Origin of the sequence: Vibrio sinaloensis (assembly GCF_000808535.1) — a bacterium.
Taxonomy (GTDB): domain Bacteria; phylum Pseudomonadota; class Gammaproteobacteria; order Enterobacterales; family Vibrionaceae; genus Vibrio; species Vibrio sinaloensis_D.
Genome location: NZ_JWLV01000021.1, coordinates 28,684 through 48,059, shown reverse-complemented (window position 1 = coordinate 48,059; position 19,376 = coordinate 28,684). Strand labels below are relative to the sequence as shown.

Sequence of the window (19,376 nt, the reverse complement as noted above, 5' to 3'; positions counted from 1 at the left end):
GCGTTATCGATAGATGCGAAGTCTTTCGCTTCACCGCCGTACACTTTAGCTAGAGTAGTACAGATTGCAGCAGTTAGAGTTGTTTTACCGTGGTCAACGTGGCCGATAGTACCAACGTTAACGTGCGGTTTAGTACGTTCAAATTTTTCTTTAGACACGATCGTGTTCCTTCCTAGTTATGATTCGCCGCGAACGTTATTGATCACGACGCGCCAGAATTTGCTATTTTATGCGCCAACGTCGGTCAGCGCAATATTTGGACGTATTGATCTTAAAAAAAAGCTCGACTTTTTTCTCGATCAAGACGTTTTATTAGTAACCACGGTCCGCAATGATTTTCTCTGCGAAGTTTTTCGGTACTTCAGCGTACTCGTTAAACTCCATAGAGTAAGACGCACGGCCTTGAGTAGCAGAGCGTAGATCAGTTGCGTAACCAAACATCTCAGATAGAGGTACTTGTGCGCGGACGATCTTAATACCGGCCACACCTTCATCCATACCTTCGATCATGCCGCGGCGACGGTTAAGGTCACCAACAACATCGCCCATCCAATCTTCAGGCGTAGTTACTTCAACATTCATCATAGGTTCTAGAAGCACAGGCTGTGCTTCAAGTGCACCTTTCTTGAATGCCATCGAGCCGGCGATTTTAAACGCCATCTCGTTAGAGTCAACATCGTGGTAAGAACCATCAAACAGCGTTGCTTTAATATCTAGAACCGGGTAACCCGCTAGAACACCACTGTTCATTTGCTCTTCGATACCTTTCGATACCGAGCTGATGTATTCCTTAGGAACCACACCACCCACAATTTCGTCAACAAAGACAAAACCTTCGCCAGGTTCAGAAGGCTCCAGTTTGATCCATACGTGACCGTACTGACCACGACCACCAGATTGACGAACAAATTTACCTTCCACTTCCGCGCTGCCACGGATAGTTTCACGGTAAGCAACCTGTGGTTTACCTACGTTACAGTCGACGCTGAATTCGCGCTTCATGCGGTCAACGATGATATCTAGGTGAAGCTCACCCATACCAGAGATCAGAGTCTGACCTGTTTCGTCGTCCGTTTCGACACGGAAAGATGGATCTTCAGCTGCTAGTTTACCTAGTGCGATACCCATCTTCTCTTGATCAGCAACAGAGCGAGGTTCAACGGCGATCTGAATAACCGGATCAGGGAATTCCATACGCTCTAGAATAACCTTGTGGTTAGCATCACAAAGCGTATCACCTGTTGTTACGTCTTTAAGGCCGATTGCTGCGGCAATATCGCCCGCGCGAACTTCCTTAATTTCATCACGCTTGTTCGAGTGCATCTGTACGATACGACCAAAACGCTCTTTTTTCTGCTTAACAGAGTTGTAAACTGCATCGCCAGAGTTAACCACACCCGAGTAAACACGCATAAAGGTTAGCGTGCCCACGAATGGGTCAGTGGCGATCTTAAATGCCAGCGCTGCAAACGGTTCGTTATCGTCTGCGTGACGCTCAACTTCGTTGTCGTTGTCGTCAACACCTTTGATCGCTGGAACATCTACTGGTGAAGGCAAGTATTCAACAACTGCATCTAGTACTGCTTGAACACCTTTGTTTTTGAACGCACTACCACAAGTAGCCAGTACGATTTCGTTGTTTAGTGTACGAGTACGTAGAGCTTGTTTAATCTCTGCTTCCGTCAGTTCGCCTTCTTCCAGGTACTTATCCATCAGCTCTTCTGTTGCTTCTGCTGCTGACTCAACTAGGTTGTTGCGCCACTCTTCAGCAAGCTCCATCATATCTGCTGGGATATCTTCATAAGTAAAGGTTGTACCTTGGTCTTCTTCATTCCAGTTGATCATCTTCATCTTGATCAGGTCGATAACACCTTTGAAGTCCTCTTCCGCACCAACGTTAAGTTGAATAGGAACAGGGTTCGCACCAAGACGGTTTTTGATTTGATCAACAACACGTAGGAAGTCGGCACCTGCACGGTCCATCTTGTTGACGAATACCATACGTGGAACATGATATTTGTCAGCTTGACGCCATACAGTTTCAGATTGAGGTTCAACACCCGATGAACCACAGAACACAACAACCGCACCATCAAGTACGCGCAATGAGCGCTCTACTTCGATAGTGAAATCTACGTGTCCAGGGGTGTCGATGATATTGATGCGGTGGTCTTGGAATTGCGCTTCCATACCACGCCAGAAAGTTGTAGTTGCAGCTGAGGTGATTGTGATACCACGCTCTTGCTCCTGCTCCATCCAGTCCATGGTAGCAGCGCCATCGTGAACTTCACCGATTTTATGAGAAAGACCAGTGTAGAACAGAATACGTTCACTTGTGGTTGTCTTACCTGCGTCTACGTGAGCGACGATACCAATATTGCGGTAGCGCTCAATAGGTGTTTTACGAGCCACGATTGAATCCTCTTGAATTAGGGACTATTGCTATTTCTAGATAATTTTAGGACTGCTCAACGCAATTTTCCCTACCCCTAGATATAGCAATAGTTCCTAGGCTTGCGCATAGGAACTAGAGCAGCGCCGCAGGGATTCCTGCGGCACAGAAAGGTATTACCAACGGTAATGTGCGAACGCTTTGTTTGCGTCAGCCATGCGGTGAACGTCTTCACGTTTCTTAACCGCAGTACCTTTGTTCTCAGACGCGTCTAGCATTTCAGCAGCTAGGCGTTGAGCCATAGATTTTTCACCACGCTTGCGCGCAGCTTCAACCAACCAACGCATAGCAAGTGCGTTACGGCGAACCGGACGAACTTCTACAGGAACTTGGTAAGTTGAACCACCTACACGGCGAGATTTAACCTCTACCGCTGGGCGAACATTTTCAAGAGCTTCTTCAAATACAGCTAAGTGATCTTTACCAGATTTCTCAGCCATAGCATCTAGTGCAGTGTAAACGATTTTCTCTGCAGTAGATTTCTTACCGTCAACCATTAGGATGTTAACGAATTTTGCCAGCAGTTCAGATTTGAACTTTGGATCTGGAAGGATCTTACGCTGACCAATGACGCGACGACGTGGCATGGATTTTCTCCGTTGTCTTCTTCAGGTTTTATCCAAAACTTTTCAGTTTTTTCAAAAAATTAAAAATAATTTAGTGTTTGGCCTTACTTAACGGATACCATTAAGACTTAGGACGCTTCACACCGTACTTAGAACGACCTTGCTTACGGTCATTTACGCCAGCACAGTCTAGTGCACCGCGTACTGTGTGGTAACGTACACCCGGAAGGTCTTTAACACGACCGCCACGGATTAGAACAACTGAGTGCTCTTGAAGGTTGTGACCTTCACCACCGATGTACGAAGTTACTTCGAAACCGTTTGTTAGACGTACACGACATACTTTACGTAGTGCCGAGTTAGGTTTTTTAGGTGTAGTAGTGTAAACACGAGTACATACACCACGTTTTTGTGGACACGCTTCTAGTGCAGGCACGTTGCTTTTAACAACTTGCTTTGCACGAGGCTTACGTACCAACTGGTTAATAGTTGCCATTAACTAGCTCCTGATTTACTTGAAAGTAAGCTTTGTGAAAAATCTATCCCTAATCACCAATGGCAATTAGGGACGCAAAATTCTATGCAGCAGTGGGATGTGTGTCAAGAAATATACGGATCTTTTTTTGTTCAATTGGACTTTTTATCCGTAAAGTGAAGATGACGTTCGAGCGGTCAATTCCAAGTGAGGGATTGCGGGTGTTTGACCGTCATTGACACAAAGCCGTTGTAGTCAACAATTTCGAGTTGCGCACTGACGCGATTTATCATTGCTCGGGCATCGAGATCTGGCTTTAGAACTGAGCAACAATGCCCATCTAACAACGGATAAGCCTGATGCTGAGGGTTGGCTGCGTAGACCGCATCTTCAATCAGCAACAGTTCATCGTCTTTGCTACAAGCGTTGACGGCATCATTCAAAGCTTGAACCGATTTAATAATATGCAGCATAACGCGCCCTTAAAATGAGAGTAGCTTGCCAGCAAGTTGTAACTGACTTTTGAGAGAGGTCAAAGATAGCGGTTTCGCATCAATCATCAGATCTGCGTGAGATAAGCCTCGCTTAGCGAGAGAATCAGCGCAGACGTACACTTGTTCAATATCATACAGATCAAACAGCTTTAACATCGGCGCGTAGTCTTTACTTAAGATATCAGCCGGCGCCTGGCCTTGCAGAAGCTGATAAACACCATCACCCATAAAGATCACGCTGATGTCTTCACAATAAGCTGAAGCTGCAAGCAAAGCGTCAATCCCCTCTCTTCCGGCCGAACTACCATGGGGAGCGCTGCGAAATAGGTAAGTTAACTGGCTCAAAATTGCACCACTCTATCTTGAGTTAACATCGCCTCTGCCAAACTGCCTAATCCAGCTTGAACAAACCCTTTTGCAAGGTTGCTTTGCGCTAGACCATGCTGCTGCGCTTCATCTTCACTGATCACACCACGACGCAATGCCGCAGCGACACAGGTTTCTAATCTTACTTGATGCGTCTGAGACAACGTAAGCCAAGCTTTGGTGAGATCAAATTCATCATTAGCTGGAACGGCTAAAGCAGTGCCATTTGTCACACCATCTTGATAGAAAAATACACTGACTAAGGTGTGTCCCTGATCAATTAACGCTTTAGCAAACTGATAAGCAGTGCGCGCTGATTGGCTGCCATAAACAGAACCGTTAACAACAAGCGTGTAAGTCAAAGAACTCACCTCTCTTCATCCTCAGTCTTACGCTGACGAATATAGAGATACACCGTATGCTTGGAGATGTTCAAGCGGTCGGCAACACGGTTGATGGCATCCTTAATATCAAAGATGCCTTTGTCATACAGCTCCATCACGATCTGACGATTTTTCGTGTTATTCGATACTGATTTATCGGCGTTGATCTCTTCAATGGTTCTCTCAACTGTTTGATCCACCAACTCCTCAACATCACTTGCGAAGTTAACCGATGAGGCGGCTTGTTTCGCTTCCTCGGTTGGCATGAACGATTGAAGCACTTGAGAAAATGGCGCATCTAGGTTGACGTTGATACAAAGCAAACCAATCACTCGGTTTTCGCCATTGCGAATCGCCACCGTGATCGACTTCATCAACACACCACCTTTAGCACGTGTGAAATAAGAACGCGAAAAGTTACGCTCAGAACCTTCTATGTCTCGCAACATTTTTAGCGCAAGATCAGTGATTGGCGAGCCCACCTGACGACCTGTATTTTCACCATTGGCAATCTTAATCGCGGAGGTATTGAGGTCTTCTAATGAGTGAAGAACAATTTCACAAAATGGACCAATCAGACTCGCGATACCATCGACCACCGCTTCATACGATCGAAGAATAATTTTATCGTGCTCACTAAATGGCATCACATTGACAGATTCCATTTCGAGCAACATATCCGTATTTACTGTTTCTGTAGTTGTCACTTTTTAAGCCTTCGAGCGAAAAATCAACAAATTGGTGTAAGTTTATCAGAAATTTTGAAGAGCACACCTAGCTAAGAGACTATCTAGTGATTTAGGACAAATAAATGAGTGCTGTTCGCCACACAAAAGAAAGAAAAAGGCCTGACATATGCCAGGCCTTTAGAATGAGAACGTTAGAAAACGTTATTGAACCGCTTCTTCACCGTTATCGATTTTCAGAAGCTCAACTTCAAATACCAACGTTGAGTTTGCAGGAATTGTTGGTGTATCTTGCTGGCCGTAAGCGAGTTCTGGTGGAATGACGAACTTAAACTTAGAGCCAACTGGCATTAGTTGAACACCTTCAGTCCAGCCTGGAATCACTCGGTTTAATGGGAACGTAGCTGGCTCGCCGCGGTCGTAAGAGCTGTCAAACTGAGTACCGTCAATCAATGTACCTTTGTAGTGAACTTGTACCGTATCGGTATCTTTCGGTTGTTCACCTTCCGCTGCGGTCAATACTTGGTAAAGCAAACCCGTGTCTGTCTTCACAACACCGTCTTGTTTTTCAAATTCAGCGCGGTAATCATCACCCGCTTTTTTAGCCGCTTCTGCTTTCTCAGCGGCCTGCTTTTGCATCGTTTCAGCAACACGCTTATCTAGAGATTCTAGCGCAGCACGCGTCTCTTCTTCGTTTAGCTCTGCTTTGCCTTCAAAGACATGTTCAATGCCTTTAAGAACCAACTCTTTGTTGAGCGTAATACCAATCTCGCTTGGCTTGTCTAGGCTAGTGCTTAAGTAGTTAGCAAAAGAGACACCGATGGCGTAAGCAGCTTTGTCATCTTCGGTTTTAAAGTGAACCGCTTTACCTGCTTCTGCTTGAACTTGCTCTACTGCTGGAGCAGCTTCTGTCTTTGGCTCTTCTTCTTTTTGGCAGCCAACAGCTAGCGCAACAGTTGCAGCAAGCAGTGACACTTTAAAAATTGATTTCATTGAACTCTCCAATTGAGACTTTTGTCTTTGTGCACAAATCTTTAAGAAAGACTGGTGTGCATTCGCATGTTGTACCAATATAACCAATATGCGTCTGAAATAAACGTAAACCAAGTGGATAATTGGACTTGATGCGAATAATTTTTAACACTCTACTTATTACGATTGTCATCACAACGTTAAATGGCTGCTTTTTCTCCAACCAAGATGTTCAACGTTGGGATATCGAACTTAAAGGCACCACCAGCTTCGCATTGAGTCGTGATGCTCGCTTTGCCCTGCTTTACTCAAAAGAGCACCAACTCGTTTTATGGGATCTTTTTGAAAACCAACAATTGGCTTCATTAGGCGAACAAGACCCTCAAGCAAGCACCGTTTCCCGAATCCGCATTTCCGACAATGGCCGCTTCGCGATCACCGCCACTCAAATCAACTTTGCCGTTTGGGATCTTGCATGGACTCAGGCTGAGGGGCTTTGGTCAATTTCAGATGGCCTAATTCGAGATGTTGATATCGCAAGTAATGGTGACCAAGTACTACTTGGTTTATCCAATGGTAAAGCCATCTACGTCAACTTAGTCACCGGACGACGATTAGAGTTCCTTGCTCACAATGAAAAAGTCAATTCAGTCTCCCTTTCACCTAATGGTCGTTTTGCGCTATCTGGAGGAAATGACTATAAGGCTTACCTATGGGACACCAATACCGGACAGATATTGCATACGTTTGAACATGAACAACGCGTAAACCGCGTCGCGCTGCAAAGAGATGGTAAATATGCCTTTACCTCAGACGGAGGGAATCAAGCCATAGTGTGGGACTTAACAACAGGTAAAGCCCTGTCAGAGCTGAGCAGCTTCTCAAGACAATTGATCTTTTCCACCGCCCGCTTTTCTGATGACGGCCAATATCTCGCGACAGGCACTCCGTCGGGTCGTTTAATGGTTTGGAACAGCCTCACTGGCAAACGCATCGACCGCTATGACGTAGAACCATTAAAAGATACTCGCCCTCCACGCGCAGTGGTGTATGATGCAGCCTTTGACAGCCAAAGCCGTATCATTTCGGCAACCTCGGCTGGTATAGCCCAAGCTTGGAATGTGGATTACTAGAAATGACAGATAAGCGAGTTGAACAGTTGGAAAATCGCGTGAATGACCTTGAGTGTCAACTCGCGTTTCAAGAGCAGACAATCGAAGAGCTCAACGAAGCATTGAGTCAGCAGCAGCTTTTGATCACCAAAATGCAAGATCAGATGAAGTATGTTGTCGGCAAAGTCAAAAACATGGATTCATCCAACCTTGCAGACCAATCTGAAGAGACGCCACCTCCTCACTACTGATCGCCTCTAGCCGAATACATACGCGATTACTGCACCAGCAACCACTAGGCAGCCGCCTATACGGCGTAATTGATTATCAGGCTGGCGACTGAGCTCTGCCACCATATTGCGCCAACCGTTTGGAGCAATCAAGGGACCTAACCCTTCGACGATAAGCACCAAACCTAACGCAAACCAAAGTGAATTCGACATAACTACCTCAGAACAAAAAATAAAGGCTCCACATGGGAGCCTTTAACCTATCTTAATTTCAATTACTTAGCTTCTGCACCAGCAGCGTTATTCATGTACTGGAAGAAGTCACTCTTCGGATCCAATACAAGAATGTCACTCTTGTTGCTGAACGATTTCTCGTATGCTTTTAGAGAACGCATAAAGCTGAAGAACTCTGGGTCTTTGTTGTAAGCATCCGAGTAGATTTTCGCAGATTTCGCATCCGCTTCCCCTCGTGTTACACGCGCAGTCTTGTCCGCTTCTGCTAGAACAGTTGCCACTTCTAGATCGGCTTGCGCACGGATAACTTCTGCTTTTTCACGACCTTGAGAACGGTGGCGACGAGCAACAGACTCACGCTCAGCTCTCATACGACGATAGATAGACTCACTGATTTCATCAGGTAGGTTGATTTTCTTCATACGGAAATCAACAATCTCGACACCCAAATCTTTCATTGCACTGTCCGTTGTACCGACCAAAACGTTCTCCATAATTTGGTCACGTTCACCGTCAACCTCTAACGCTTCAAGAGCCGCTTCGGTTGTTACTTCTTCACTGTCGCTATCAGGCAAAACGTCTTTGTTGCGCGGACCGGAAACAATCTGCTTAATCTCACGTGCACCGATTTCAGAACGCAGCACGTCTGTTACTTTACGTTCAAGTAACGCTTCTGCTGTCAAGGCATTACCACCACCTGTTGTTAGGTAGTAGCGACCGAAATCAGAGATACGCCATTTGACGTAAGTATCGATCAGTACGTCTTTTTTCTCAGATGTCACGAAACGGTCAGAACGGCCATCCATTGTTTGGATACGCGCGTCCAATGTTTTCACTCTGTCGAACAGCGGCATCTTGAAATGCAGACCTGGTTCGTAAATCTTAGACACACCGTTGTCATCAAGAACACGACCAAATCGAATTACCAATCCACGCTCGCCTTCTTGAATGACAAATACTGACATTAGCAGTAGAACAATAGTAACGACCAATACAGGGATCATTAACTTACGCATTCTTAATATCTCCCTTGACGTGAACCAGTTGAACGAGATTGCGAGTCTGAAGTGGTTTCAGTTGACTGAGTTTCTAGCTCAATCTGGTCATAAGCTGAAGACGACTTCGTGCTACGTTTGGTTGGAGTGTTACCTTCACCCGCTAACTTGTCGATAGGTAAGTAAAGCAGATTGCCGCTAGATTCAGAATCAATCAGAACCTTAGAGGTGTTGCTGTAAACTTCTTCCATCGTGTCTAGGTATAGACGGTTACGAGTAACTTCAGGTGCAGCTTGGTATTCAGGAAGTAGCTTCTCAAACTGTGCTACTTGACCAAGAGCTTCGTTAACAACGCGCTCAGAGTAACCCAATGCCTCTTTCTTCAAACGCTCAGCTCGACCTGTCGCTTTTGGAAGAATATCGTTTCGGTATGCTTCTGCTTCACGCTCAAAACGCTCTTCATCCTCACGAGCCGCAATAGCATCATCGAAAGCGTCTTTAACTTGCTCAGGCGGACGCGCTGATTGGAAGTTGACATCGACAATGACAACACCCATATCGTAGCTATCTACGATCTCATTTAGAGTTTCCTGAGTGCTTTGACGAATTTGCTGACGACCCGTTGTCAGGATGCTATCCATCAGCGAGTCACCGATTACAGCACGGAGCGCAGAGTCGGTAGCTTGACGTAAGCTGTCATCTGCGTTTGTTACGCGGAATAGATACTTGTATGGATCCGCAACACGGTACTGAACATCCATCGCAACCGTCACTACGTTTTCATCTTTAGTCAGCATTAGACCTGATGAACGTAGTGAGCGAATCGCCTGAACGTTAACCGGTGTCACTTCATCAATGAAGCGAGGACGCCAGTTTAGACCTGGATCGACCACACGGTCGTATTTACCGAGGCGCAAAACTACGCCACGTTCAGCTTCACCGATAGTGTAAAAACCAGCAAAGACCCAAATTGCTATTGCGATTGCTGCAATAACGCCTAGACCTAGAACGCTACCACCACCGCCAATAGAAGGGCCGTTGCCGCCTTTTCCACCAAACTTTCCACCCAGTTTCTGACTCAGTTTATTAAATACTTCGTCCAAGTCTGGCGGTCCTTGATCACGGCCACCTTTGTTGCCACGATTGTTGTTACCCCATGGGTCATTATCGCGGCCGTTGTTGCCGTTGTTATTACCAGGCTCATTCCACGCCATTAGAAAGCTCCATCATTTGATATGACGTTATACTGTAGCAGTCATTTAAGTAACTATAAAGTCACGTAAAACTGCCTCTTCTCTTTTTTCAAGTCTAGACCAATCTACTTGCTGCATTCGAACATCAATCAACAAGTTACCGTCTTGGTCATATTCTTCATGTTGAATACACTTCATCTGGAAGAATGTACTACGAAGTCTGCCTTGATGTTGTGGCGGAATTCGCATTTGGTACTGAACCATTTGACTGGCTAACCGCTCGGTTAATGCCTCAAATAAAAGCTCAATGCCTTTACCTTCCATTGCTGAAACCCAAACCGTTTGCACAACGCCTTCGTCGTCACGCTCAATTCTTGGGTTCTGACCATCGAGGTTATCGATCTTGTTCATGACGATCAAAGCGGGGATTTCATTCGCTTCAATTTCTTCAAGAACATCATGAACAGCCTGAATATTCTCACGAAAACGCTCATCACTGGCATCGACAACATGTAACAAAATGTCAGCTTCTTGCGTTTCTTGTAGCGTTGCTTTGAACGCCGCTACCAGATCGTGTGGTAGGTGACGAATAAACCCTACCGTGTCCGCCAAAATAGCAGGACCAACATCTGATAACTCGATCTTACGTAAAGTTGGGTCCAAAGTAGCAAACAATTGATCCGCAGCGTAAACACCCGCTTCGGTAATTCGGTTGAACAGTGTTGATTTCCCTGCGTTGGTATAACCAACTAGGGAGACGGTTGGGATTTCCGCTCGACTTCTAGCACGGCGACCTTGTTCACGCTGCTTAGCGACTTTTTCTAAACGGCGTAATATCGTTTTGATACGTACACGCAATAAACGTCGGTCAGTTTCTAGCTGAGTTTCACCTGGCCCCCGTAAACCGATACCACCTTTTTGTCTCTCTAGGTGAGTCCAACCACGAATCAGTCGAGTAGAGATATGGCGAAGCTGGGCCAATTCGACCTGTAGCTTACCTTCGTGAGTTCGGGCACGCTGAGCAAAAATATCTAAAATCAGACCAGTGCGGTCTAACACTCGACATTTACACAACGCTTCTAGGTTACGTTCTTGGGCAGGAGAGAGGGCGTGATTAAAAATCACAATATCAGCGCCAGCTAACTGCACAGCTTGTGCAATTTCCTGAGCTTTACCCTCTCCGACATAGTATTTAGGGTGTGGTGACTGGCGGCTTCCGGTTACGACTTGTAACGAAGAAACTCCAGCTGAAGAGACCAGCATTTCAAACTCGCTGAGATCTTCCCACTCCCCTTCTTGCGTAAAGTTGATATGAACAAGTACGGCTCGCTCACCGGCTTCATAACGGTCAAACAAGCAATCAACTCCTTAAAATAATGCTCGAATTAGCAGTCAGGATATTAATCTTCTGACTTCTCTTGCTGACGCTCACCGCCTTGTGGACGGTCACCGCTGTGGTGGCTCACTGGACGAGCAGGTACCACAGTAGAAATTGCGTGCTTGTATACCATTTGGTTTACTGTGTTTTTCAGCAAGATAACAAATTGGTCGAAAGACTCGATCTGACCTTGTAGTTTAATTCCGTTTACAAGGTAGATAGACACTGGAATACGTTCACGACGTAATGCATTTAAGAATGGGTCTTGTAGAGATTGCCCCTTAGCCATTTTATTTTCCTTATTTTGTAATTTTGTTTTAGTTATTTAGCTAGTGGTGCGCTGCATAAAGGATGCGGCTTTTGAATCTGAGCTAAACGTATAAAAAAACGCCCTGTCATTACCTGTTATGACGACTTTGAGTCGAAATTTCAAGTAACAGATCCTTTACAGGGTACATTCACGCAAAAGCGATCACATTATACACAGCTAAAACCGTCAGATGCTATTGCATTTGAAACAGTTTCCAATGCTTCGTCAATGTTCTCACTATCTAACCAAGTTAAATTATCCCAGCTGCGTAACCAGGTAATTTGTCGCTTGGCCAACTGGCGGGTTGCACAAACGCCCTTAAAAATAGCGTCATCAAGCGTACAATTCCCATCCAAATAGTCCCACATCTGCCTGTAGCCGACACATCGAATAGACGGTAGATCAGGGTGAAGATCGTCACGAGCATATAATGCTCGCATCTCATCCTCGAACCCCGCTTCCATCATTTTCTCAAATCGAAGCTCAATTCGGCGATGGAGCTCAGCCCTTTCCTTGGGAGCTATAGCAAACTGCTTAACCCTAAATGGCAACGAATCGCCTTTTGTTTTAGTCAGTTCAGTAAGAGTTTTACCTGAAATTCGATAAACTTCCAATGCCCGTGACAATCTTTGTGGATCGTTTGGGTGGATTCGCTCAGCTGATACAGGATCAATTTCTTTCAGTTGATCGTGCAGCACGTCCCAACCAAGAGTCAACGCTTCTTGTTCAATTTGCTGACGAATCTCAGGGTTTGCAGCTGGAAGTGGTGACAAACCTTCCAACAACGCTTTGTAGTAAAGCATGGTTCCACCAACAAGAAGTGGGATCTTGCCTTGTTCTACAATCTTGTTCATTTCATTTAAGGCATCGCGACGAAAGTCTGCAGCTGAATAAGCCTCGCTTGGATCAAGTATGTCGATCAGACGATGCGGTGCCAGCATTTGCTCACGCTCGTCAGGCTTGGCGGTGCCTATATCCATTCCTTTGTAAATCAACGCGGAGTCGACCGAAATAATTTCTACGGGATATTTTTGGCGCAAGCGGATCGCCAACTCTGTCTTTCCAGATGCCGTTGGTCCCATCAAAAATAGAGCCAAAGGTAGTTGTTTATTTTTCATAATTCTAATGCTGCAATGGTCGCAGAGAAATCGACCGGTTTTACAAACGTTTGATCGTTTAACGGAAGGTTCCCCTGCCAGAGCTGTTCGATATCAGCAATGATTTGAATCGCTTCCGACAAAGTGTAGTCGCTTTTCACTTGAGTGATATGGCTACTTAACCAATTTGCCAATCGAGAAGGCTCGAGATTGGCTTGCTCCGCCAAAGACGAAGCCGCGTAAGATAACAGATCTGGTAGCAATTGTTGTAAGTTTTGTTGGCGCAGCGGCTGTGGTACACCCATGACCATCATTGCTTGATGGTTGCGCTTCTTTAGCTCAATGCCAAATGTCAGCAATAAATTTTCAAGCCTCTCGGCTACCTGAATCTGCTCAGGATCGAGTTTTAATGACAGTGGGACAAGCAATGGCTGACTTTTCAATGAACCATTGCGCGTCGACAATTGGCCATTCACACGTAACCATTCCGCTTTCGCTAGGCTAACTAAGTGTACCCCTTGCTTGTTGCCCATCGCGACATAACGCCCTGATGCCATACAAATCGCTTTACCTAATGATTCGACGACCGCAGCTGGCGAAGGTTCATTTTCTTCAGCGTTCCGATCCTGTCCGACAGGCGCAGAAATAGGCTCTAGATCTGGCGTTTTGAGTAACTCTTGGTAGGCTCGTACTTCTTGCTTACTCGGGGCTGGTTCAGCATATCGCTCAGAGGTCTTTGCTTTGTTAGGCTGAGGTTTTGATTCGATCCACTCACTGCGGACAGAAGCCTCGCGAACTTCAGAGCGGCGCTCGTTGTAATCAGTCCTTCCGGGATATGAGGGAATCTTTTCTACAGCGTCATAAACACGCTCACTGACTGACTGATGAGTCGAATCACTATTTAGCCCTTTATCAAAGTCATTTGACGGCTCTTGTGTATGGAAAGCAGACGCCGTGATCTCCGGTTTATCAATATGCGCACTTTGGGCGAGTGCATCACTGAGCGCTTGATAGATAAAATCATGCACCAAACGAGCTTGATGGAAGCGAACTTCATGTTTTGCTGGGTGGACATTGACATCTACCTGATGCGGGTCAAGCTCAATAAACAGAACGTAAGTAGCAAACTGCTCTGGTTTGAGGCTGGTTTCGTAGCTCTGCCTAATGGCGTGATTGATCAATTTGTCACGCATCATCCGGCCATTGACGTAACAATACTGCAAATCACTTTGTTGACGGGCGCCCTCTGGAGTTGTGATCCATCCGTGTAACTTAAGCCCTTGATGCTCAAGTTCAATCTTAAGCATGTTACGGACAAACGCACTCCCGCAAACCGTGGCAATGCGCTTCTCAGCTTGTACTTCGGTTTTCGCCGCTCGATATTGCTTAACCATCTTACCGTTGTGACGAAGATTGATCGTCACATCAAAACGGCTAAGGGCGATTCGTTTGATCAGCTCATCAATATGAGAAAACTCGGTCTTCTCTGTGCGAAGAAATTTACGACGAGCTGGGGTATTAAAGAAAAGATCAAGAACCTCGACAGTCGTACCAATCGGATGTGCGGTAGGTTGAAGCTTCACAGCCATTTCCCTGCCCTCGGTATAGGCAGACCAAGCTTGCTCTTGGGTAGCTGGGCGAGAGGTCATGGTCAAACGCGCAACAGAGCTGATACTGGCCAGTGCTTCACCGCGAAAGCCTAAACTGATGATGGCTTCAAGATCATCTAAGGTGTGTATTTTGGAGGTAGCATGGCGGCTTAACGCCAAACCGAGTTCATCTTTGACGATACCTTTGCCATTATCACGGACTCGGATCAGCTTGGCTCCACCTTTTTCGATATCGATATCGATTCTAGTGGCACCTGAGTCAAGGCTATTTTCAACCAGCTCTTTAACAACGGAAGCCGGTCTCTCAACCACTTCACCCGCGGCAATTTGGTTTGCCAAACGTGCTGGAAGAATTTTAATTGTCATAGCCCATCACCATCAGTTGTTGGGAATAATTAAAACTTGGCCAATCGCAAGCTCATCACTGCGCAGGTTATTCGCCTCTCGAAGACTTTTAACACTCACCCCATACTTACTCGCTATTTTGCCTAAGAATTCACCACGCTGAACCTTGTGCTTACGCAATGGCTGATCTTTCATGCTTACGGTAATTTTGAGTTTCTGACCCAACTTCAACGTATCTGATTTCAGCTTGTTTTCACGCTTAATATCAGCCACCGCCACTTTGTATCGAGCGGCGATTTTTCCTAAATATTCACCGCGTTGAACCACGTGAGTGATCGTTTTTGTCTCAACAGGGTTAGTCACCACAGGCACAGGTATTGCGCCTGACGAACCAGGGATTGTGAGAATTTGACCTATCGCAATATTACTGCTCTTAAGCTTATTCGCTTGCATTATCGCCTTAGTTGAAGAGCCGTATTTCTTCGCAATCAGAGAGAGCGACTCACCTCGTGAAACCTTGTGTTTAATCGCTTTGCCACGATTTGCAAATAGAGTGCCTTCTGGAGGATTGGCTTCAAAATATTGCACGATCGCCTTAGATAGAGAGCGTGCTAGCTTGTCTTGATGACTGCGCTGGAATAGCAGCTTCTCTTCTGTCGGGTTGGAGATAAACCCAGTTTCAACCAGTACCGAAGGTATATCTGGTGACTTGAGTACCGCTAGACTCGCATTAACTGGCTCTTTCTTGTGTAAATGCACACCAACTCGCGACATCTCTCGTAAAATCTTCGTCGCGACCTTGTAACCCTCTTTCTGGGAATGACTAAACTGCAAATCAAGCAGAGTTTGACTGACGTTTCTGTCGCTATTGTTTTTCGCCAACACTTCTCCAGCACCGCCCAGAAGCTGTGACTGCTCTTCATGGTTTTCTACCCAACGTGCGATTTCTGAGTTGGCGCGGCGCGTATTCAAAACAAAGACAGAACCACCACGAGGTTTCGGCGAATGAAATGCGTCGGCGTGAATAGACACCAACAAGTGCGCTTTGTTTTTACGCGCGATTTCAGAGCGTTTATTCAAATTCACGTAGTAGTCACTACGACGTGTCAGTACCGCTTTCATACCCGGTACCGCGTTAATTTGATCGGCAATCTTTTTCGAAATCGCTAACGTTGCGTGCTTTTCATACTTTCGTGTTGGACCAATTGAACCAGGGTCTTCACCACCATGACCAGCATCGATCGCCACGACAATATCCGCACTGCCGGCAAGTTGAGAAGCATCTCGACTGACAGCGTTTGGTTTCGAAGAGGTATCGCTGGCTTTAGGTGTCGTGTCCGATGCACTATGCGGGATATCAATCACCAAACGGTGACCATATTGTCCACCAGGTGTTGGCGCTAGTTTGAATATTTGCGGAGTGGTTTTCTTTTTTAGCTCAAACACCAATCGATAGGTGCCTTTTGCCGGGGGTGAACTTTTACGAATTTTTTTAAGAACTGGGCTATCCGACACATTGATAGGCAACTTGGTACCTAACGTCGTTTGCTTCAAATCTACCACTAATCGCTCTGGACTGCTGAGCGTGAAATAGCTGTACTCAGCTTCAGACTTCAGATCGATAACAACACGAGTTTCATCTGGCGACGGCCAAACGCGCACCCCTTCGAGCGCGTTGGCGAAAACATTGGCAGAAAATAGAGTAAGAGCTATGAGAAAAGGGAAGAATGCAGCTCGTAACAGTTTACTGATTAACATAACTCCAACTGTTGAAGTAATTGAGACCCATATGTGTTATTGGCGGTCAGCTCGGCGACACGCTGTTCACCGTTATAACGTAATTCAATGTCCAAATCTGCCGATGGCAGCAAGCCTTGACCTTTTTCAGGCCATTCAACCAAACAAATTGCATCAGGCGTGAAGTAATCACGAATCCCCATAAACTCAAGCTCTTCAGGATCCGCCAAACGGTAGAGATCAAAGTGGTACACCTGCCAAGCGTCGAGTTGATACGGCTCCACTAGCGTGTAAGTTGGACTCTTCACATTGCCGTCGTGACCAAGAGCACGTACGAAGCCACGGCTAAATGTCGTTTTCCCCGCGCCCAAATCCCCATGCAAGTAGATAGTGGTTTGCTGTGAACAAAGTTTCGCTAAAGCTGTTCCTAGCAAAATCGTCGCTTGTTCATCTTTAAGGGCAAATTGTTTGGTGCTCATGAAGATCATTCTCTACGTCGTGTCTGTGTAAAACTTAAAAGAACAAGAATAGTAAACTGGGTTGGTTTTAAGAGACAAGCGTTGTTGTGTAAGTAAAAGCCAAAAATAAGCAAAATCTTGCTGTAATAGTTAGGATCATTGGCTAGATCCAGAGTTTAAGATCCGTTAAGATCCCGCCCCCATTTAACCAGAGCGATCAGCATGAACTATCAAGAGCTCGCCGACAAGATCAAAATTTGGGCTCAAGAGCTCGGTTTTCAAAAAGTTGGTATCTGTGACGTTGATTTAAGCGAGCACGAAGCCGAGCTTCAGAAATGGCTCGATGCTAGTTATCACGGGGAAATGGACTGGATGGCACGCCACGGTATGATGAGAGCAAGACCTAACGAGCTGTTACCTGGGACCATTCGCGTCATCAGTGCTCGCATGAACTACCTACCTCCAGAAGCTCAGTTTGCCTCAAATCTGTCAGATACCACCCAAGCATATATCAGTCGATACGCGTTGGGTCGCGACTACCACAAATTGGTTCGCAATCAACTCAAGAAGTTAGGTCAACGCATTGAAGAAGAAGTTGGCCAGTTTGGCTATCGTCCTTTTGTCGACTCTGCGCCAATTCTAGAGCGTCCACTCGCCCAGAAAGCAGGCTTAGGCTGGACTGGTAAACACTCACTTATCTTAGATAAAGAGTGCGGTTCGTGGTTTTTCTTGGGTGAGCTGCTAATTGACCTGCCTCTTCCAATTGATACGCCTAGCGAAGAGGCATGCGGGAAGTGCAAAGCATGTATCACTTCCTGTCCGACCTCAGCCATCATTTCGGAAGGCGTTGTTGATGCCCGTCGCTGTATTTCCTATCTGACGATTGAATTTGACGGTGTAATACCAGAAGAGTTTCGTAAGCCAATGGGGAACCGTATCTATGGCTGCGATGATTGCCAACTTGTTTGCCCATGGAATCGATTCTCAGACATCACGGAACAAAGCGATTTTCACAGACGCAGTACACTCACTAACGCAGACCTCGTCCAATTATTTTTGTGGGATGAAGCCACGTTTCTAAAAAACATGGAAGGTTCAGCGATCAGGCGTATTGGTCATATTCAGTGGATGAGAAACTTATCTATCGCCATGGGAAATGCCCCTTTCTCTCCACGCATTATTGACGCTCTCAGAGCTCGAGCAGGCATACACGACGTTCTTGACGTCCATATTGATTGGGCGATTGAGCAGCAACTAGGCCGAGAATCGATCGCTGGCACTGATACGAAGCTGCAACGGTTGATACGTATTGTAGAGAAAGGACTGCCTAGAGATGCATAAAACTTGCCTATGTGCCCTATGCGCAATTTGATTTAGCTCTAAAAATGGAAATGTGGAAAAAAGACGAGAGGATTGCTTGTTTTCTTACAGATGGAAAAGTTAATCACAATACCAACAAATGACTAGGATCAAAAAACAGTCACTTAATGATCATCTACCACCTCAATTAACGGTGGTAAAAATCCATCAAAATATAGCAAAAACAACAACTTAGATTAAACTGCGTCATTGGAAAGAAAGTTTCAGTAAAAGAAAGATCCTATAAAAAAGCGGTTATACATAGCGTAAATTCAGGTTACCCACCAAGTTATCCACATCGTTTAAATTGTGGATAAGTCTGTTAATGGATGTCGAAACCCCTAGTTCACCTAGGCTCACCATGATTTTTTACTTGAGCACATCCCGTGCTGGATAGAAATTAGAGACATAAAAACGCCCACCTGACTTCAGGAGGACTCGATTATGTTTTGGTTGATGCTTCTCAGCATTAGATAAAGAGCGGTGGTCTCAATGACCGTTTCAAATGATTGCGTCATTTGAAGGAGATTTGGAGCGTCTCGGCTGGATTCAGTCACGAGGTTCCTCGTGTAAGCCAAGCACTCTAAAATTTGGAGCGACACACGAGGTTCGAACTCGTGACCTCAACCTTGGCAAGGTTGCGCTCTACCAACTGAGCTAGTGTCGCTTTTTGTCATCGTTAAGTACGATGAGAACTATAAATTGGAGCGACACACGAGGTTCCCTATTCATAAACAAAAAGGCGTGACCTCAACCTTGGTAAGGTTGCGCTCAATCAAACTGAGCGGGTGTTGCATCTTTATCACCGTTAAGTACGATGAGGACTGTAAATTGGAGCGACACACGAGGTTCGAACTCGTGACCTCAACCTTGGCAAGGTTGCGCTCTACCAACTGAGCTAGTGTCGCTTCTTGTCATCGTTGA

21 protein-coding genes and 2 tRNA genes are annotated in these 19,376 nt (G+C 45.7%); 3 read left to right on the top strand and 20 right to left on the bottom strand.

The genetic code is table 11. The features are described from left to right. From RJ47_RS20865 to fkpA, 9 genes are all read right to left on the bottom strand, one after another. Window positions 1–158, bottom strand: a 158-nt coding sequence (locus RJ47_RS20865) for a GTP-binding protein (RefSeq protein WP_231565951.1), incomplete at its 3' end; no start/stop codon positions are given. A gap of 154 nt (window positions 159–312) precedes the next feature. Next, a complete protein-coding gene (gene fusA / locus RJ47_RS13000; protein ID WP_038141586.1) occupies window positions 313–2,412 on the bottom strand; it encodes an elongation factor G in 2,100 nt (699 codons plus the stop codon). Between the two features lie 156 nt (window positions 2,413–2,568). After that, complete coding sequence (rpsG, locus tag RJ47_RS12995; RefSeq protein WP_004415829.1) at window positions 2,569–3,039, bottom strand: 30S ribosomal protein S7; 471 nt, start codon at window positions 3,037–3,039, stop codon at window positions 2,569–2,571. 100 nt (window positions 3,040–3,139) lie between these two features. After that, window positions 3,140–3,514 (bottom strand): 30S ribosomal protein S12, encoded by a 375-nt coding sequence (gene rpsL, locus RJ47_RS12990; RefSeq protein ID WP_004399892.1) that lies wholly within the window; start codon window positions 3,512–3,514, stop codon window positions 3,140–3,142. Between the two features lie 176 nt (window positions 3,515–3,690). After that, complete coding sequence (gene tusB, locus RJ47_RS12985) at window positions 3,691–3,966, bottom strand: sulfurtransferase complex subunit TusB (RefSeq protein WP_038141583.1); 276 nt, start codon at window positions 3,964–3,966, stop codon at window positions 3,691–3,693. Window positions 3,967–3,975: 9 nt separating this feature from the next. Then, window positions 3,976–4,332 (bottom strand): sulfurtransferase complex subunit TusC, encoded by a 357-nt coding sequence (tusC, locus tag RJ47_RS12980; protein WP_038192846.1) that lies wholly within the window; start codon window positions 4,330–4,332, stop codon window positions 3,976–3,978. Then, complete coding sequence (gene tusD, locus RJ47_RS12975) at window positions 4,329–4,724, bottom strand: sulfurtransferase complex subunit TusD (RefSeq protein ID WP_039484277.1); 396 nt, start codon at window positions 4,722–4,724, stop codon at window positions 4,329–4,331. The genes tusC and tusD overlap by 4 nt, the downstream gene beginning before the upstream one ends. Beyond that, a complete protein-coding gene (locus RJ47_RS12970; RefSeq protein ID WP_038141572.1) occupies window positions 4,721–5,443 on the bottom strand; it encodes a helix-turn-helix transcriptional regulator in 723 nt (240 codons plus the stop codon). The genes tusD and RJ47_RS12970 overlap by 4 nt, the downstream gene beginning before the upstream one ends. A gap of 183 nt (window positions 5,444–5,626) precedes the next feature. Then, on the bottom strand, window positions 5,627–6,415 hold the full coding sequence (gene fkpA / locus RJ47_RS12965) for an FKBP-type peptidyl-prolyl cis-trans isomerase (protein ID WP_038217550.1): 789 nt from the start codon (window positions 6,413–6,415) through the stop codon (window positions 5,627–5,629). Window positions 6,416–6,546: 131 nt separating this feature from the next. Here fkpA and RJ47_RS12960 point away from each other — a divergent pair, with 131 nt between their 5' ends. Beyond that, entirely contained in the window at window positions 6,547–7,527 is a 981-nt protein-coding gene (locus RJ47_RS12960; RefSeq protein ID WP_038141566.1) for a WD40 repeat domain-containing protein, read from the top strand. Window positions 7,528–7,529: 2 nt separating this feature from the next. Continuing rightward, window positions 7,530–7,757 carry a SlyX family protein gene (locus tag RJ47_RS12955; RefSeq protein WP_005476762.1) on the top strand — a complete coding sequence of 76 codons (228 nt, stop codon included), beginning with the start codon at window positions 7,530–7,532 and terminating at the stop codon, window positions 7,755–7,757. A gap of 6 nt (window positions 7,758–7,763) precedes the next feature. On the opposite strand, the gene RJ47_RS12950 is transcribed toward RJ47_RS12955, so the two are convergent. The 9 genes from RJ47_RS12950 to tsaE form a co-directional block, all read right to left on the bottom strand. Next, window positions 7,764–7,949 (bottom strand): DUF2065 domain-containing protein, encoded by a 186-nt coding sequence (locus RJ47_RS12950; RefSeq protein WP_005476758.1) that lies wholly within the window; start codon window positions 7,947–7,949, stop codon window positions 7,764–7,766. Between the two features lie 62 nt (window positions 7,950–8,011). After that, window positions 8,012–8,986 (bottom strand): protease modulator HflC, encoded by a 975-nt coding sequence (hflC, locus tag RJ47_RS12945; protein ID WP_038141563.1) that lies wholly within the window; start codon window positions 8,984–8,986, stop codon window positions 8,012–8,014. 2 nt (window positions 8,987–8,988) lie between these two features. Next, entirely contained in the window at window positions 8,989–10,179 is a 1,191-nt protein-coding gene (gene hflK, locus RJ47_RS12940) for an FtsH protease activity modulator HflK (RefSeq protein WP_038192838.1), read from the bottom strand. A 45-nt stretch (window positions 10,180–10,224) separates the two neighbouring features. Further along, complete coding sequence (hflX, locus tag RJ47_RS12935) at window positions 10,225–11,514, bottom strand: ribosome rescue GTPase HflX (RefSeq protein ID WP_005476746.1); 1,290 nt, start codon at window positions 11,512–11,514, stop codon at window positions 10,225–10,227. Between the two features lie 44 nt (window positions 11,515–11,558). Next, window positions 11,559–11,825, bottom strand: coding sequence for an RNA chaperone Hfq (gene hfq / locus RJ47_RS12930; protein ID WP_005476744.1), 267 nt, complete (start codon window positions 11,823–11,825; stop codon window positions 11,559–11,561). 188 nt (window positions 11,826–12,013) lie between these two features. Continuing rightward, the gene (miaA, locus tag RJ47_RS12925; RefSeq protein ID WP_039484272.1) at window positions 12,014–12,964 is read right to left on the bottom strand and encodes a tRNA (adenosine(37)-N6)-dimethylallyltransferase MiaA; all 951 of its coding nucleotides are present in this window, start codon (window positions 12,962–12,964) and stop codon (window positions 12,014–12,016) included. Continuing rightward, the gene (gene mutL, locus RJ47_RS12920; protein WP_039484269.1) at window positions 12,961–14,919 is read right to left on the bottom strand and encodes a DNA mismatch repair endonuclease MutL; all 1,959 of its coding nucleotides are present in this window, start codon (window positions 14,917–14,919) and stop codon (window positions 12,961–12,963) included. Before mutL ends, miaA begins: the two co-directional genes overlap by 4 nt. Before the next feature lie 12 nt (window positions 14,920–14,931). Continuing rightward, window positions 14,932–16,656 (bottom strand): LysM peptidoglycan-binding domain-containing protein, encoded by a 1,725-nt coding sequence (locus RJ47_RS12915; protein WP_039484265.1) that lies wholly within the window; start codon window positions 16,654–16,656, stop codon window positions 14,932–14,934. Continuing rightward, the gene (tsaE, locus tag RJ47_RS12910; RefSeq protein WP_039484262.1) at window positions 16,650–17,114 is read right to left on the bottom strand and encodes a tRNA (adenosine(37)-N6)-threonylcarbamoyltransferase complex ATPase subunit type 1 TsaE; all 465 of its coding nucleotides are present in this window, start codon (window positions 17,112–17,114) and stop codon (window positions 16,650–16,652) included. The genes RJ47_RS12915 and tsaE overlap by 7 nt, the downstream gene beginning before the upstream one ends. 201 nt (window positions 17,115–17,315) lie before the next feature. On the opposite strand from tsaE, the gene queG reads away from it, so the two are divergent. Beyond that, window positions 17,316–18,434 (top strand): tRNA epoxyqueuosine(34) reductase QueG, encoded by a 1,119-nt coding sequence (queG, locus tag RJ47_RS12905; RefSeq protein ID WP_039484260.1) that lies wholly within the window; start codon window positions 17,316–17,318, stop codon window positions 18,432–18,434. 609 nt (window positions 18,435–19,043) lie between these two features. Here the strand turns inward: queG and RJ47_RS12900 are convergent. Both RJ47_RS12900 and RJ47_RS12895 read right to left on the bottom strand, forming a co-directional pair. Beyond that, a tRNA-Gly gene (locus RJ47_RS12900) sits at window positions 19,044–19,119 on the bottom strand. A 165-nt stretch (window positions 19,120–19,284) separates the two neighbouring features. Beyond that, a tRNA-Gly gene (locus RJ47_RS12895) sits at window positions 19,285–19,360 on the bottom strand. Window positions 19,361–19,376 lie beyond the last annotated feature (16 nt).